Genomic DNA, 16,973 nt, shown 5'->3' on the forward strand with positions numbered 1-16,973 from the left:
TCGGTGTTTTCGACGCGAATGCATCGTCAGCGGTCGGGAGCGCCGGTCACGACGCAGCGGGTGCGGCTGTAGATCGTGGGCATGCACAGATTGCAATGCGTGCACGCCGAACGGGCCCGCTGCCCGTCGGCGGCGATCCGATTGATCAGGTCGGGCTCGGCCAGCAGCGCCCGGGCCATCGCCACGAACTCGAATCCCTCGGCCATCGCCAGGTCCATCGTCTCCCGGTTGGTGATTCCGCCCAGCAAGATCAGTGGCATCGACAACTCGGCGCGAAACAGCCGGGCGTCGCGCAACAGATAGGCATCACGGTAGGGGTATTCGCGGAAAAACTTGTGGCCGGTCATCCGGATGCCCCAACGCAGCGGCGGCTTGAAGGCGCCGGCGAATTCCTTGACCGGCGCGTCGCCGCGGAACAAGTACATCGGGTTGACCAGCGAACTGCCGGCGGTGAGCTCCAGCGCGTCCAGTCCGCCGTCGTCCTGCAGCCACTTCGCCGTGATCAGCGCCTCGTCCACCGTGATCCCGCCGCGGATGCCGTCGGCCATGTTGAGCTTGGCGGTCACCGCGATCTGTTGTCCGACGGCACGGCGAACCGCCAGCACCAATCCGCGGGCGACCTTGGCCCGGTTCTGCAGCGACCCGCCGAACTCGTCGTCGCGCCGGTTGATCAGCGGCGACAGAAACGAGCTCGCCAGATAGTTGTGGCCCAAATGGATTTCGACGGCGTCGAAGCCGGCGTCGACGGCCAGGCGGGCGGCGTCGGCGTGCGCGGCCGTCACGTCGGCGATGTCGTCGCGGGTGGCCTTCTTGGCAAACCGCATCGCGAGCGGATTGAAGAACCGCACCGGAGCCAGCGCGGTCGCCTTGTTGGACCGGGCGTCGGCCACCGGGCCGGCGTGGCCGATCTGGGCACTGACCGCCGCGCCCTCGGCGTGCACGGCCTCGGCGAGCCGGCGCAGCCCCGGCACCGCCTCGGGCCGCATCCACATCCCGTCGCCACTGGTGCGGCCGCCGGGGGAGACCGCGCAATACGCGACCGTCGTCATGCCGACCCCGCCCGCCGCCGGCAGCCGGTGGTACTCGATCAGATCGTCGGTCACCAGCGCATCGGGCGTGCGCGCCTCGAACGTCGCGGCCTTGATGACGCGGTTGCGCAGCGTCAGCGGACCCAGCTTGGCCGGGCTGAACACGTCGGGGGCATCGGCCATGTCAGGAGCGTACGCGGCGGACGTGCCACACTGTCTGCCGTGGGCGCAATCACGCTGGACGGCAAGGCCACCCGCGACGAGATCTTTGTGGACTTGAAGCGGCGGGTGGCGGCACTGACTGCGGCCGGCTCGGATCGCCCCGGGTTGGGCACCATCCTGGTCGGCGAGGACCCCGGATCGCAGGCCTACGTGCGGGGTAAGCACGCCGACTGCGCCAAGGTCGGCATCACGTCGATCCGCCGCGACCTGCCCGCCGACATCAGCACCGCCACGCTCAACGAGACCATCGACGAGCTGAACGCCAACCCCGACTGCACCGGCTACATCGTGCAGCTGCCGCTGCCCAAACATCTGGACGAGAACGCGGCGTTGGAGCGCGTCGACCCGGGCAAGGACGCCGACGGACTGCATCCGACCAACCTCGGCAGGCTGGTCCTCAACACCCCGGCGTCGCTGCCCTGCACCCCGCGCGGCATCGTGCACCTGCTGCGGCGCTACGACGTCGAACTCGCCGGGGCGCACGTGGTCGTCATCGGCCGCGGTGTGACGGTGGGCCGCCCGCTGGGGCTGTTGCTCACCCGCCGCTCCGAGAACGCCACGGTGACGTTGTGCCACACCGGAACCCGCGACCTGGCGGCCTTGACCAGGCAAGCCGACATCATCGTGGCGGCCGTCGGGGTGCCGCACATGTTGACCGCGGACATGGTGCGCCCCGGCGCCGCGGTGGTCGACGTCGGAGTCAGCCGCACCGTGGACGGACTGGTCGGCGACGTACACCCCGACGTGTGGGAGGTCGCCGGTCACGTGTCGCCGAACCCCGGTGGCGTCGGGCCGCTGACCCGGGCGTTCCTGTTGACCAACGTCGTCGAGCTGGCCGAGCAGCGATGACGGCGCGGGCCATCCTGGCGCACACGTTTCGCGCTCAGTGGCCGATCCTGCTGGTGGGGCTGATTTTCGTGGTGGCGTTCGTGCTGGTGGGGGCGAACTTCTGGCGCCGAGGTGCGTTGTTGATCGGGATCGGTGTGGGGGTGGCGGCCGCGCTGCGGCTGGTGTTGTCCGACGACCTGGCCGGCTTGCTGGTGGTGCGCAGCAAGGGAACGGACTTCACGACCATGGCGGTGGTGGGGGCCGCGATGGTCTATATCGCGTCGACGATCGACCCGCTGGGCACCGGCTAAGCCCTAGAACCCGGGAATCCCCGGTATCTGCGGCAAGCCCGGCAGGTTGCCGGTTGCCACGTCCGTCATCGCTTGCGGGCAATACGTCGAAATGGCGATGCTGGTGAAGATTTGCGCCATCGACTTGGGCATGCCGGTGCCCGCGGCGACGACGGTCGCTGCCGCCGAGTTGAACGTCCCGCCCGGTTGGGCCAGTGTCGAGCACACGGAGTGGCCCAGATCCACGGCACTCGCCGGGTCGCCGTAGTTGACGCCGGCGTCGTTGAGCGCGCCGATGAAAGCGTCGTCGATCGTGCCGGCTTCGGCCGGTGCCGCCAGTGCGGCGGCCGCGGTGAGCGCGACTGCGGATCCCGCCAATAAACGAATCGTGAGCGGCTGATGGCGCCATGTTTTCATGTCAGCTCCCATTTCGTATCGGAGCGCACCAGGCCGTTCGGGCACACTCAGGCTTCCCTAGGAACCTTGGTGCACGGCCGTCACGTTTCGAACACGACCGCGTAAAGGTTTGTCGTCGACTGTCAGCCCGCGCCCAACGACACGATCGCGTCACACTGTGCCACGACACGTCGCACCTCAGCCGGTTTCGCCGTCGCGCTGATTGACAATGCGGCCCATGATTTCTCGGCAGGCGTTCCTTCGCGGCGCGGTGGGAGCGTTGGCGACGTCGGCGGTATTCGGGCAGGTGCGGGCGGCTGCGGATCCGTCCAGCGGTTGGAGCGGTCTGGCCTCCTCGATCGGTGGCCGGGTGCTGCTGCCCGGTAGCGGGGGCTCGTTCACGTCGGGCAAGCAGGTTTTCAACTCGCTCTACAACGGCTCGAATCCGGCCGCGGTGGTCACGGTCACCTCGCAGGCCGACGTCGAGAAGGCCGTCGCGTTCGCGGCCGCCAACAAGCTCAAGATCGCTCCGCGCGGCGGCGGGCATTCCTACATCGGCGCGTCGGCAGCGGCCGGCGCCATGGTGATCGATCTGCGGGGCCTGACCGGCGGCGTGAATTTCGACAGCGCCACCGGAAACGTCACGATGCCGGCCGCGACCGAGCTGTACGCGGCGCAGCAGGCGCTGGCCGGCGCCGGCCGCGCGATTCCCACCGGCAGCTGCCCGACCGTCGGCGTGGGCGGCCTGACCCTCGGCGGTGGAATGGGCGCCGATTCCCGCCACGCCGGCCTGACCTGTGATGCGCTCAAGTCGGCGACCGTGGTGTTGCCCAGCGGGCAAACGGTCACCGCTTCCGCCGACGATCACCCAGACCTGTTCTGGGCGTTGCGGGGCGGCGGGGGTGGCAACTTCGGGGTGACGACGTCGATGACGTTTGCGACCTTCCCGACCGCCGACTCCGACGTGGTGCGCGTCGACTTCGCCCCGTCGTCGGCGGCCCGGGTGCTGACCGGCTGGCAGACCTGGCTGGCGGCGGCCGACCGCAACACCTGGGGTCTGGTCGACATGTCGGTCGGCGGGTCGCAGGCCAACTGCCACGTGCTGGCGACCTGCCCGGCGGGATCTGGTCCCGGCGTGGCCGATGCGATCAAATCCGCGGTCGGTGTACAGCCCACCGGGACCGAGCACAAGACGCTGAGTCATATGGACCTGGTGATGTATCTGGCCGGCGGCAGCTCGACGAGTTCACCACGCGGCTTCGTGGCCGGATCCGACGTCATCGGCACGGTGAATTCGGCTGCGGCACAAGCAATTGTCGCAGCGCTGGGAAAGTGGCCGCCGGCCTCGGGACGGGCGTCGGTGATCGTCGACACGCTCAGCGGCGCGGTCGGCGACATCGATCCGGCCGGCTCGGCATTTCCGTGGCGCCGGCAATCCGCCGTCGCGCAGTGGTACGTCGAGACGCCCAACAGCGGGCAAGCCGCCGTCGCCAACAACTGGCTCAGCGCCGCACATCAAGCGGTGCAACAGTTTTCGGTCGGAGCGTACGTCAACTACCTGGAACCCAACACCGCGCCGTCGCGATACTTTGGGCCAAACCTGTCGCGGCTCACCGAGATCCGGCAACGGTACGACCCCAACCGGTTGATGTACTCCGGTCTGAACTTCTAACCGCTGTTCACCAAATAGGTGGTTTCAGTAGTGATCTCAGCTCCAACCCGGCTTACGCAGTGCCCATTGAGGGTCGGGGCGTCGGTACGGCAGACGCAGCGGCTGCGGTTGGATCAAGACCACCTCGGTGATGCTGGTGTGGCCACTGTGACCAGCAGCGGGTGCCGCCAACTGCCCGCACGCCGGCGCCCTCGAACCCAACGCCGCGCCGGCGCGATACCTCGGCCCAAACCGTGCCCGGCCGCAGCGCGTGGACGCCGTGCCGGCGCCAATCCCGGCGTCGAGCACCCGCACCATCCAGGACGCGGCCCATTCGGCGACGATACGGTATCGGTTGCGTCCGAAAGTGGCTTGTTCTGGGCTGCGTAGGTTCTCCAGACGGCCTGTCTGCTCGTCCCCTATCGTTTAGCTGTGCGTGAGAACTCGATTCCCGCCATGCTGCGCGAGCGTGCCACCCTGCGGCCTGACGAGACAGCGTTCACGTTTGTCGACTACGAGCAGGATTGGGCGGGCGTTGCGGAAAGTCTGACGTGGTCGCAGCTGTATCGGCGCACGCGCAGCGTTGCGCGGGAGCTCACTGCCCGCGGGTCGACCGGCGACCGCGCGGTGATCTTGGCGCCGCAAGGACTGGAGTACGTCCTGGCGTTTCTGGGCGCACTACAGGCCGGTCAGATCGCGGTTCCGCTGTCGATGCCGCTGGGTGGCGCCAGCGATGAGCGGGTTAGTGCCGTCCTGGGCGACGCATCGCCGTCGACGATTCTGACCACATCGTCTGTCGCCGGCGACATCGCCGAGTGCATCGGATCCGAAGCCCGTGAGCGCGGCACCCCATCGCTGATCGAAGTCGACCTCCTGGACTTGGACTCCCCGGGCGGACCCACTGACGAAGCCTCGAACACACCAGACATCGCCTATCTGCAGTACACCTCCGGGTCCACCCGTACGCCGGCGGGAGTTGAGATCTCGCACAAGAACATTCACGTCAACGTCGAGCAAATTCTGTCCAGCCTGTATCGGGACCGCGGCGACGCTGCTCCGCCGGACACCACCGTCGTGTCGTGGCTGCCGTTCTTTCACGACATGGGTTTGGTCCTGGGGATTGCGATCCCGATTCTGGGCGGATTTCATGGCGTGCTCACCAGCCCGGGGTCGTTCCTGCAACGACCGGCGCGGTGGATGCAATTGACGGCAAGCCATAGTTCCGTATTTACCGGCGGGCCCAACATCGCGTTCGAATTGACGGCGGCAAAAACCTCAGATGACGATATGGCCGGGCTCGACCTCGGGGACGTGCGCAACATTGTCAGTGGTGCCGAACGCGTACAACCGGCGACGCTGCGGCGCTTCGCCAAGCGATTCGCCTCCTACAATCTCGACCCCAAGGTATTGCGGCCCTCGTATGGGCTTGCGGAAGCCACGGTGTTCGTGGCGACCCGCGAATCGGATCAACCACCGCTCACCGGCCATTTCGAATCCGAGGAACTGACCGCCGGCCACGCGAAACGGTGCCCACGCGGAGACGGCACACCGCTGGTCAGTTACGGCATGCCGCGGTCGCCCACGGTGCGCATCGTCGACCCCGAGACCGGCATCGAGTGTCCGCACGGAACGGTTGGGGAGATCTGGGCACACGGTGACAACGTCGCGACCGGCTATTGGCAGAAACCTCAGGAGACGGAACGGACCTTCGGCGCAACCATTGTCGGTCCGTCGGCCGGAACACCCGAGGGGCCGTGGCTGAGAACCGGAGATCTGGGCGTCGTCTCCGAAGGCGAGTTGTTCATCATCGGCCGTATCAAGGATCTACTGATCGTGTACGGCCGCAACCACTCTCCCGATGACATCGAGGCGGCGATCCAGGAGATCACCGGAGGCCGCTGTGTGGCCATCGCCGTTCCGGACGACGACGGCGTCGAGAAGCTGGTCACCATCGTCGAGTTCAAGGCGCGTGGCGACTCCGACGAGGCGATGCGCGCTCTGGGCCTCGTCCGGCGGGAAATCACCTCGAAGATATCGAAGTCGCAGGGGCTGAGTGTGGCGGATCTCGTTCTGGTTCCGCCTCATTCGATTCCGCTCACCACAAGTGGCAAGGTCCGGCGGCGGGATTGCCTACAACGGTATCTGCGCGATGAGTTCACCCGGTTGGACGGGAGCCAGCGGGAGAAGCGCGTGAAGCCTGATGCTACCGACACCGCGAGTGCCGGGGCCGACGTGACGTTGACACAGCGCCTGCACACGCTGCGCCAGCAGCAACACGACCTGCTGTTCGGGATGGTGTGCGAGCAGGCGGCAACCGTGCTGGGCTATCCCGGCCCTGACGACATCGACCCTGAGTGCACATTTCAGGACCTGGGGTTTGACTCGGTGAAAGCCACCGAATTGCTTGACCGCCTCAAGACGGTCACCGGGCTGCCATTGCCACCAACCCTGGCCTTCGACTACCCCACCCCGGCCGAGTTGGCCACCCATCTGGGCCAGCTGCTGAGCGGAACGGTTGCGGCGGCACCGCCGGTGCAGCCGCAGGTAAGAACGGATGAGCCGGTAGCGGTGGTGGGGATGGCGTGTCGTTTTCCCGGTGGGGTGGATTCGGCGGCGGCGCTGTGGGATCTGGTCGCCGGCGGCGCCGAGGCTGTGGGGCAGTTTCCGACCGATCGTGGCTGGGATCTGGCGGATTTGTTCGATCCCGACCCTGATGCGGTGGGTAAGACCTATACCCGCGCCGGGGCGTTTCTGACCGACGTGAGCGGGTTTGACGCCGAGTTTTTTGGGATCTCGGCCAGGGAGGCCCTGACCATGGATCCGCAGCAGCGGCTGCTGCTGGAGGTGTGCTGGGAAGCGTTGGAAACCACCCGGATCGATCCGGCCGCCTTGGTGGGTTCCGAAACCGGGGTGTTCGTCGGAGCCTGGTCACAGCAATACGGCGGGGGCGGTTCTGATGGCGCCGAGGGATACGCCATGACCGGGACGTCCACCAGTGTGGCCTCCGGGCGGGTCGCTTATGCGTTGGGTTTGCAGGGCCCGGCTATCACCGTTGACACGGCATGTTCGTCGTCACTGGTGGCCGCGCATCTGGCGGCTCAGTCGCTGCGAAACGGGGAATGCGGTTTGGCCCTGGCCGGCGGTGTCACGGTGATGACCACTCCAGCAGTGTTCACCGAGTTCTCCCGGCAACGCGGGCTGGCCGCCGATGGGCGTTGTAAAGCGTTTGCGGCCGCTGCTGATGGCACCGGCTGGGGCGAAGGGGCCGCGGTGCTGGTGCTGGAACGGCTCAGCGACGCGCATCGCAACAACCACCCGGTGTTGGCGGTCATCGCGGGATCGGCGATCAACCAGGATGGGGCCTCTAACGGGTTGACCGCCCCCAATGGGCCCGCTCAGCAGCGCGTCATCAGCCAGGCCGTCGCCAACGCCGGTATCGGGCTTGACGAGGTCGACGTCGTCGAGGCCCACGGCACCGGCACCACGCTGGGCGATCCGATCGAGGCCGGCGCCCTGATCGCCACCTACGGTGCCGCACGTGGTCCGGAGCACCCACTGTGGTTGGGATCGATCAAATCCAACATCGGCCACACCCAGGCCGCTGCCGGTGTCGCCGGCATGATCAAGATGATCGCTGCCCTCAACCACGACAGTCTGCCGCCGACCCGCAACGTCGATCGCCCCAGCCCGCACATCGACTGGTCCGCCGGCACCGTCCGGCTACTCACCGAACCGGTGCCCTGGCCGGTGCGCGATCATCCCCGCACCGCGGCGGTGTCCTCGTTCGGGATCAGCGGCACCAACGCGCATCTCATCCTGCAACAAGCCCCCACCCCGCCGCCCGACGCGACTGAGCCAACCGATCACGATGGTGCGCTCGGGCTGCCGGTATTGCCACTGTGGACGGTTTCGGCGCGCAGCCGCGCGGCGTTGTGCGCGCAGGCCGACCGGTTACACCAATTCCTGATCCGCCGTCCCGACCTGGATCTCAGCGACGTGGCCTACAGCCTGGCCGGCACCCGCACCCACCACCCACACCGGGCCGTCGTGACGGTGCCGGTCGGTAGCCCCGATCCGCGGGCTGAGCTGCTGGCGGCACTCGAAGCGTTAGCCGCTGATCAACCGCATCCGCAACTGATCCAACACCACCAACGCGCGACGTCGGCGGGAAACACCGTGTTGGTGTTCCCCGGACAGGGTGGCCAATACCCCGGTATGGCCGCCGAGCTATACGGCCGGCACCACGCATTTTCCGCCGCGCTCGACGAGTGCGATCAGGCCCTGGTTGCCCGGACGGGCTGGTCGGTGCGTGCGGTGATTCGCGGCGAGCCCGGCGCCCCCTCCCTGGATCGGGTCGATGTGGTCCAGCCGGTGTTGTTTGCGGTCATGGTGTCGTTGGCCCGCACTTTGATCAGCTACGGGATCGAACCGGACGCGGTGATCGGCCACTCCCAAGGCGAGATCGCGGCCGCCCATGTCGCCGGGGTGTTCACCCTTGAGCAGGCCGCCAAAATCGTGGCGCTGCGCAGCTCAGCCCTCGCGGATCTGGCCGGGGCCGGTGCGATGGCATCGGTGTTGCTGGCCGCTGACGAAGTGGCTGCGCGGCTGCGGCCTTACGGCGACGCATTGGCCGTTGTTGCGGTCAACGGACCCACCCAGACCATCATCAGCGGTGGTCCCGCCGCGATGCAGCGGTTCGTCGCGGCGTGCGAGGCAGATAACGTCCAGATCCGTTCCATCCCAGTCGATTACGCCTCACACTGCAGTCAGGTCGAACCATTGCGCGAGCGCCTACTCGAGGAGCTGGCTGGGCTGACCCCGAAACCGGGGCGGATCGCTCTGTATTCCACCGTGGACGGCGTCATGTCGGATCAGCCGCTGGACACCACCACCATGACCGCCGACTACTGGTATGCCAATTTGCGTCAACCGGTCCGGTTTTACGACAGCATCCGGCATCTGCTGGCCTCGGCCGAGCAGGTGTTTGTGGAGGTATCACCGCACCCGGTGCTGGCCCCGGCGATCGCTGACACCCTGGCCGGCGCTGCCGGGCGTCCTGGCTCGGCAGTCATTCCCACCCTGCATCGCGAGCGCGCCGATCTGGATGCCTTGACTACCACGCTGGCCCGGCTGCAGGTTCATGGTCGTAGCCCGGACTGGTCGGTGGTGTATCCCCACGCCCGCACGGTCGAGCTACCGACGTATCCCTTCCAGCACCATCGGTATTGGCTGACCCCCCAACCGAGCGGTGATGCCGCCGGTCTCGGACTTGATCAACCGCAGCATCCGCTACTCGGTGCGATCACCACGTTGGCTGATCGGGACGAGGTTGTGGCAACCGGTCGGTTGGCTCTCGGTTCGCAGCGCTGGCTTGCCGCCCATCGCGTGGGTGACGTGGTGGTGTTGCCCGGGACCGGGTTTGTCGATGTGGTGCTGGGGGTCGGGGATTACGTGGGGTGTCCGGTCATTGACGAGTTGGTGTTGCACACCCCGCTCGTGCTCGCCGAACACACCCCGACCGATATCCAGATCAGCGTGGCGGACCCCGACGGGGGTGGGCGACGCTCGTTCAACGTCCATTCCCGCGTAGGCGCCGACCATCGGGCCGAGCCGGGTTGGGTGTTGCACGCCAGCGGAATCCTGCGCACCGTGCAAACCGCTGCCGGTGAACCCCCTGCGGCGTTGCCGATGACGACCATCGATGTTGAGGGTTTCTATCGGGAGCTGGCCGCATGCGGTCTGCACTATGAACCCCCATTTTGCTCGGTACGCGGGATCGGCCACGATCCGGCCGACCCCGACCACATCTACGCTGAAGTGGCCCTTCCTGCCGGAACCGATGTCACCGGTTACGGGATCCATCCGGCTTTGCTGGATGCCGCGCTGCAGCCCATAGCCGCCGCCCTGGGCGTCGAGACGGACGCTGAGGCGGTGGTGCGCCTGCCGTTCGTGTTCACCGGGGTCACGCTGTATGCGACCGCGGCCACCCGGCTGCAGGTGTGGCTGACCCGCACCGGCACCGACACCTTCACCCTTCAGGCCAGCGATCCCGCCGGCGCGCCGGTAATCAGCATCGACACGGTTGTGGTGCGGGTCCTGCCCGACACGGCGACTCTCACACCAGCCACGACGGCCGCGCCGTCCGTTCAGGGTTTGTGGGAGCTGGCCTGGCCGCCCCTGTCCGCCGGTACTGCGGCAGCGGCCGAGCTGCCGCAGTGGACGGTTGTTGCCGAAGATCTCGATGCGCTGCCGACTGGCCTGCGCCGCGGCTCGGTGCGCCCCGAGTTGGACGCCGTGAAGCCATGCCCGCCGGTGGTCATCTGGTCTGTCGCCGTTCCGGACCTTCGTGGCGATAACGGTGATGCCGTATCGGGCATCCATGTGCTGACCCGACGGGTGCTGGCCGGGTTGCAGGCGTGGTTGGCCCGCCCCGACACGTCCGGCACGGTGCTGGTGGTTCTGACGTGTCGCGCGGTGACAACCAGCCCTTACGATCGAGCGCCGGACCTGGCGCAAGCCGCGGTGTGGGCGCTGATCCACAGCGCGCAAAACGAGTATCCGGGCCGGATCCGGTTGGTCGACATCGACGACGCCGCCACCAGCACCGACATCCTGCGGCAGATGCTGGCTACCTTCACCGGTACGGGTGGCGAGCCGCAACTGGCATTGCGCGACGGTATCGCTCACATGCCCCGGCTGACCCCGGCGCGGGCGTTGACCCCGCCCCCGACGCCGCACTGGCAGCTGATCACCACCGGTCGCGGGGATTTGGCGAACCTGACCCTGGTTCCCACCCCGGCGCCAACGGCGTTGGGCCCGGGTCAGATTCGGGTGCAGATCCGAGCCGCTGGCCTGAATTTCCATGACGTGGTGGTCGCCCTGGCGGCGATCAGCGATGAAGGCCTTGGCGCGGAAGCGGCCGGGGTGGTCATCGACACCGCAGACGACGTCACGGATTTCGCGCCCGGGGATGCGGTGATGGGGCTGTTCCCCAACAACGCGTTCGCCCCCACCGCCACCACCGATCACCGCGGCGTCGTGGCCGTCCCGCCGGGATGGTCCTACCCGCAAGCGGCTTCGGTCCCGGCCGCGTATATCACCGCGTACAGCGTTCTGATCGATATCGCGCAGTTGTCCGCAGGACAGCGGGTCCTCATCCACTCGGCTGCCGGCGGGGTCGGCCAGGCCGCCATCCGCCTGGCGCAACACGTGGGCGCCGAGGTGTTCGCCACCGCCCATCCCGCCAAGCACCACATCCTGCGCGGGTTGGGCATACCCGAGGATCACATCGCTTCCTCGCGCACCCTGGATTTCGGTGACACCTTCGCCGCAGCCGGTGGCGGGCGCGGGATGGACGTGGTGCTGAACAGTCTTCGTGACGAATTTGTGGACGCGTCGCTGCGGCTGGTGGTCCCGGGCGGGTGTTTCGTCGAGATCGGCAAAACCGACATCCGGGCAGCCGCCGACGTCGCGCACACTCATCCGGACCTGAGCTACCACGCCTACGACCTCAGCGCCGCCACCCCCGAACAGCTGCAACACGCCTGGGCCGGGGTGCGCGAATTGATCGAGTACGCGGTGATCCAGCCCCTGCCGGTGACGAGCTACGGGCTGTTGCGCGCCCCCCAGGCGTTCCGCGACATGAGCCAGGCCCGGCACACCGGCAAAATCGTGCTCACCCCGCCCGCAGTGCTCGATCCGAAGGGCACGGTGCTGATCACCGGCGGCACCGGCATGCTCGGCGGACTGTTCGCTGAACACCTGATCACCGGCTACGGGGTGCGCCGGCTGCTGTTGACCTCCCGGCGCGGCTCCAGCACGCCCGAAGCGGTCGAGCTGGCCCGGCGCCTGGAAAGTCTGGGAGCGCATGTCACGATCAGTGCCTGCGACTGTGCCAACCCGACCAAGCTGGCGGCCCTGATCGACTCGATTCCCGCCGAGCACCCGCTGACCGCCGTCATTCACGCTGCCGGCATCCTTGATGACGCGGTGACCAGCCAACTCACCGCACAACAGCTCGACAACGTGCTTGCCGCCAAAGCCGATAGCGCCTGGTATCTACATCAACTCACCGCCAACATCGAGCTGGCCGCGTTCGTGTTGTTCTCCTCGGCCGCCGGTGTCCTGGGTGCCCCGGGACAGGCTAACTACGCGGCCGCCAACGCCGTCCTGGACGCTCTTGCGCACAACCACCGGGCGGCTATCAGTCTGGCGTGGGGCTATTGGCAGCCCGCCTCCGGGATGACCGGCAACCTCGAGTCGCGTGATCTCACCCGCCTCGCCCGCAGCGGGACGGTCGCGATCACCACCAACCAGGGTTTGGCCCTCTTCGACGCCGCCCTTGCCCAGCAGCACCCCAATCTGATCCCGGCCCCGCTGAGCACCCGCGCGCTGGCGGCGTTGGCCCGGGAAAACAGCCTGCCTCCGATCCTGTCCGCGCTGATCACCACTCGGCCGCAGGCCGCCGCGGTCGACTCACGTGGGCTGCGTGCCCGGCTGGCCGGGCTGACCCCCGATCGACAACAAGCCATCCTGGCCGACCTGGTCATCACCGCCACCGCAGCCGTGTTGGCCCACCCGGACCCGGCAGCGATGGATCTCGATCAGCCGTTCAAGGACCTCGGCATCGACTCGCTCAGTGCGCTGGAACTGCGCAACACCCTGTCGGCCCAAACCGGAGTCACCTTGCCGGCCACTGTCACATTCGACCACCCCACCCCGACAATGCTCGCGGCCCACCTCGCCGAGCTGCTCAATGTCACCGCTGCGCCCGCGGCCGCGCCGGCTGTGGTCGCCACCGAAGGCGCTGAGCCGGTGGACAATCGGCTCGCCTACCTGGATCAAGCTGCTTTCCTCGGGCTGCGGGCGGGCCACGTCTCGCTGCTCCAGGTGACATGGATATACGACCGTCCTGTCGATGTTGACGGGTTGCGGCGTTTTCACCGCAATCTCGGACGCGGATTGTTGGGGCGCAGGATCGAACGGTCACCAGTGCCGTTCGCGCGCGATCACTGGGTTTTGGCTCCGCCGCCGGAGGAGATTGACTTCGCCGCAACCCTGCGACGGCGCGCCGACGTGGGCGCATGGGTCGACGAGCGGGCGCGCCTACCCATTGATCCGGAGTGGGGCCCAGCCTGGCATCTCGGGGTGCTGCCGCTCGAGGACGGCGGGACCGCGATCAGTCTGGTGGCTTCGCACGCGGTCGTCGACGCGATCGCTTTCGGCCAGGCGATAGTCGACGCGGTCGAAGGCAGGACGCTGGATCTGGGTTATCTGCCTGCGGGATCGCGCACCCTCAGGCGGGCGTTGCGTGCGGATCTCCGGCAAACCGCAAAGGAACTGCCCGAGGTCATGCACGCTCTGGGTGGTGTGACGCGAAGGCTTCGGCGTGATCGCGAGGAGTTCCGGTCATCGATCAAAGCGGCACCGCCTTCCCCGAAGTCCGCCGGCGGCGACCAGACGGTGGCGGTGCCTGCCGTGACCGCATGCATCGACCTGGCGGAATGGGATGCTTGCGCCAAAAGACTTGGCGCGAGCAGTAATTCGCTTGTGGGCGGGGTCGCTTGCAGACTCGCGGTGCGGGCTGGACGGGTTCAGGATGACGGAACGGTCACCCTACGACTTGTGGTGTCGCTGCGGACCGAAGGTGACACCCGCGGCAATGCGCTGACGGCTGTTGACGTCGCGGTCGACCCGGAGCACGCGGCGACCGACCTCGGGGGAATGCACGCCAAGATCACCCGAGCGGTCCTGGAAGCGATGGAGGATTCCGACAACGAGTTCCTGGCACCGCTTCCGCTGGCCGCGATGACACCGGCGTGGGTGGCCAGAAGGCTGGTCGGGATGGCCGCGGGTGGTCCCAGCCTTCCCGTCACCTGCTCCAATGTCGGTGACCTGCCCCCGGCCGCGAACCGTCCTGACGGCACCGATGCCGACTCGGCGTACATGAGACAGCTCGAGCCCGATATCACCAGAAACGAACTCGAGGGCACGGGCGGACGAATGCTGCTGAGTTCCGGGCGAAGTCGCGGGCAGATGCGTATCGGAGTCTCTGCCTACATTGTCGGTCGCTCGAATACCACGGATGAGCTACGGGAGCTGGTTTCGCGTACCTTGGCCGAATTCGATCTGAACGCCGAGATCGATTGCTAAGACGGTACCGAACTGGTCAGCTCACGCAACGTAGTCCTGGGCCCGACATCAGATCTTTACCTGGTCGGCAGGCTGAGCCTGCTGCACGATGTGTCCGTCTCACTAGGAAACTCATCGTGCCCCACGAACGCGGCTGGTCAACGATGTCTTCGTGCGCATGGCTTTAGTTTCCACACCGCGGTACCGCACCGTCGCTCAAACCTCTTGTGGTAGCAGGCGTTCGGGGGATGTCTCACGTGCCCACCGAGTCGGCTGTCATGCCGCCGCATCGAGTGTGCGGTGACGGCTTTGACTGGGTATGTAGGGCGGGAACCGCCGCGAGCGGCCCGCCCTGACGGCACAGTCGGCGCCGCCAGAGCACAGTCGGCGCCGCCAGCGCACACTCGGCGCCGCCAGAGCACAGTCGGCGCCGCCAGCGCACACTCGGCGCCGTCGGCCACCAGCGACAAGCCCTCGGGGCGCTGGAACAGAGCTTGGCCGCTGCTTGCCATTCGCCAGCGCCGCAACGCCACCCGATCCTCAGGACAGCGTTGCCCGTACGCACACCGTGACGTATGGCAGCGCCAAACCGGCCGAATTCGCCAGCGCCGGGTGGGTGGCCAACAATTGACGGACCTGGCCCAGTGTCTTGGTGCGCACCTTCGCCGGTGAGGTGATGCAGTAGGTGCGAGAGGCGACTAGGTCTATCAATGCCTGTGGCGTAAGGTAATTCGTCCATTCGACCTGAAAACGTTCCACGTCGGTGAACGGTTCGGCAAGCGTCGCTTTGTCACGCGTGGGGTCGCCGTCGCGCCCGATGATCTGGCCCAACTCGCGGACCCAGCCAAGTCGCTCGTCGCGGGTGTTCCACACCAAACCTAGCCGCCCGCCGGGCCGCAGCACCCGTGCGACCTCGGGGATGGCGCGCCCGGGATCCACCCAATGCCAGGCCTGAGCCACCAGCACCGCGTCGACGCTGTTGCCCGCCAATGGAATCTCTTCCGCCGTGCCCAGCAGCGCCAACGTATCCGGCAGTGAGGCCCGCAGCACTTCCAGCATTTCGGGAATCGGGTCGACGGCCACCACGTCGAGCCCGCGCTCGACCAGCCGGGTGGTCAGTTTGCCGGTACCGGCGCCCAGGTCAAGAACATCGCGGGCGCCGGCCGGCAGCAGCCAGTCGATGGCTTCAGGTGGATAAGAGGGGCGTCCCCGCTCGTAGGCAGCTGCCGCCGAACCGAATGACAGCGACGGGTCCTGGCTGGACCGGGTCACCATGGGCGCAGGCCTCGATGGTCGGGTTGATGGTCGGCCAAAAGCAACGTCTGACGGATCAATTCGCCGACAGCCTCCATTTCGATCAGGAATCCGTCGTGCCCGCAGACCGAGTCGACAACCTGTAGCCCGGCGCAGCCGGGCAGCAACTCGGCCAATTCCTGCTGCAAGCGCAGCGGATAGAGCCGGTCGGAGGTGATACCACCGACGACGACGGGCACCGGACAGCCGCGCAGCGCCGCGGCGACGCCGCCGCGTCCGCGCCCGACATCGTGGCTGTTGAGGGTCTCGGTCAACACCACATAGCTGCCGGCGTCGAATCGGGACAGCAGCTTGTCCCCCTGGTGTTCGAGGTAGCTCTGCACCGCGTAGCGGCCGCCGTCGGTGGGATCTTCGCCGTCCTGACCGCGGTTGGCGAACCGATTGTCGAGCTCGATCTCGCCGCGGTAGGTCAGGTGCGCAACGCGCCGGGCGATCTTCAGCCCCGCCTCGGGCTTGCGGTCCGTGTCGTGGTAGTCGCCGCCCTGCCAATTCGGGTCGGCCTTGATGGCCTCGATCTGGGTTGTCTGCGTGCCGATCTGGTCCGCGGTGGCGCGTGCACCGACCGCCAACAGCAGCGCCGAGCGTACCCGGTCGGGGTGGCCGACAGTCCATTCCAACGCGCGGGCCCCGCCCATCGACCCGCCGACCACGGCGGCTACCTGGGTGATGCCCAACGCGGCCAGTGCGGCCATATCGGCCTGCACCTGATCGCGTACCGTGATCGTCGGAAATCTTGAGCCCCAAGGCTTTCCGTCGCGCGCAAGGGAACTGGGCCCGGTGGAGCCGCGGCAACCGCCCAGCACATTGGTGGCTACCGCGCACCAGCGGTCGGTGTCGATCGGCGCGCCCGGCCCGGCGACCCCATCCCACCAGCCGGGGGTGGGGTGTCCCGGCCCGGCGGGCCCGGTGATGTGCGAATCACCGGTGAGTGCGTGCAGCACCACCACCACGTTGTCGCGGGTGGGTGACAACGTGCCCCAGCGCTGTACGGCGATGCAGACGTCGTCGATCACCGCACCACTTTCCAGGCGCAGCGAGCCGATGTCGACCAAACCGATCTCACCTTCGGCGGGCAGCGTCTGGGTGGGCACCTCGGAGATCGTCACGTCAGCG

General features: G+C 67.4%; 8 protein-coding genes. 4 read left to right on the forward strand and 4 right to left on the reverse strand.

Annotated features, from left to right (window positions below; translation table 11 throughout):
- Positions 1–26: 26 nt before the first annotated feature.
- A complete protein-coding gene (locus tag BST40_RS09600) occupies positions 27–1,211 on the reverse strand; it encodes an NADH:flavin oxidoreductase (protein WP_075546789.1) in 1,185 nt (394 codons plus the stop codon).
- 39 nt (positions 1,212–1,250) lie between these two features.
- On the opposite strand from BST40_RS09600, the gene BST40_RS09605 reads away from it, so the two are divergent.
- Together BST40_RS09605 and BST40_RS09610 are read left to right on the forward strand one after the other, a co-directional pair.
- Positions 1,251–2,099 carry a bifunctional methylenetetrahydrofolate dehydrogenase/methenyltetrahydrofolate cyclohydrolase gene (locus BST40_RS09605; RefSeq protein WP_083154083.1) on the forward strand — a complete coding sequence of 283 codons (849 nt, stop codon included), beginning with the start codon at positions 1,251–1,253 and terminating at the stop codon, positions 2,097–2,099.
- Positions 2,096–2,389: a DUF3017 domain-containing protein gene (locus BST40_RS09610; RefSeq protein WP_083154085.1), complete on the forward strand. Its 294-nt coding sequence runs from the start codon at positions 2,096–2,098 to the stop codon at positions 2,387–2,389. The genes BST40_RS09605 and BST40_RS09610 overlap by 4 nt, the downstream gene beginning before the upstream one ends.
- 3 nt (positions 2,390–2,392) lie before the next feature.
- Here the strand turns inward: BST40_RS09610 and BST40_RS09615 are convergent, their stop codons facing one another.
- Entirely contained in the window at positions 2,393–2,785 is a 393-nt protein-coding gene (locus BST40_RS09615) for a DUF732 domain-containing protein (protein ID WP_075546792.1), read from the reverse strand.
- A gap of 208 nt (positions 2,786–2,993) precedes the next feature.
- Between BST40_RS09615 and BST40_RS09620 the strand changes: the two genes are divergently transcribed.
- Together BST40_RS09620 and BST40_RS09625 are read left to right on the forward strand one after the other, a co-directional pair.
- Positions 2,994–4,436 carry an FAD-dependent oxidoreductase gene (locus BST40_RS09620; protein WP_083154087.1) on the forward strand — a complete coding sequence of 481 codons (1,443 nt, stop codon included), beginning with the start codon at positions 2,994–2,996 and terminating at the stop codon, positions 4,434–4,436.
- Between the two features lie 411 nt (positions 4,437–4,847).
- The gene (locus BST40_RS09625) at positions 4,848–14,567 is read left to right on the forward strand and encodes a type I polyketide synthase (protein ID WP_083154089.1); all 9,720 of its coding nucleotides are present in this window, start codon (positions 4,848–4,850) and stop codon (positions 14,565–14,567) included.
- A 519-nt stretch (positions 14,568–15,086) separates the two neighbouring features.
- On the opposite strand, the gene BST40_RS09630 is transcribed toward BST40_RS09625, so the two are convergent.
- Together BST40_RS09630 and metX are read right to left on the reverse strand one after the other, a co-directional pair.
- Positions 15,087–15,818, reverse strand: coding sequence for a class I SAM-dependent methyltransferase (locus BST40_RS09630; RefSeq protein WP_083154102.1), 732 nt, complete (start codon positions 15,816–15,818; stop codon positions 15,087–15,089).
- Positions 15,815–16,966: a homoserine O-acetyltransferase MetX gene (gene metX / locus BST40_RS09635; RefSeq protein WP_075546797.1), complete on the reverse strand. Its 1,152-nt coding sequence runs from the start codon at positions 16,964–16,966 to the stop codon at positions 15,815–15,817. Before metX ends, BST40_RS09630 begins: the two co-directional genes overlap by 4 nt.
- Positions 16,967–16,973: the final 7 nt, after the last annotated feature.

Origin of the sequence: Mycobacterium persicum, assembly GCF_002086675.1 — a bacterium.
In the GTDB taxonomy this organism is placed as follows: Bacteria; Actinomycetota; Actinomycetes; order Mycobacteriales; family Mycobacteriaceae; genus Mycobacterium; species Mycobacterium persicum.

Coding starts and splice junctions, on each gene's coding strand:
- BST40_RS09600 (WP_075546789.1), bottom strand. CDS start 1,211: ATGGCCGATGCCCCCGACGTGTTCAGCCCGGCCAAGCTGGGTCCGCTG.
- BST40_RS09615 (WP_075546792.1), bottom strand. CDS start 2,785: ATGAAAACATGGCGCCATCAGCCGCTCACGATTCGTTTATTGGCGGGA.
- BST40_RS09620 (WP_083154087.1), top strand. CDS start 2,994: ATGCGGCCCATGATTTCTCGGCAGGCGTTCCTTCGCGGCGCGGTGGGA.
- BST40_RS09610 (WP_083154085.1), top strand. CDS start 2,096: ATGACGGCGCGGGCCATCCTGGCGCACACGTTTCGCGCTCAGTGGCCG.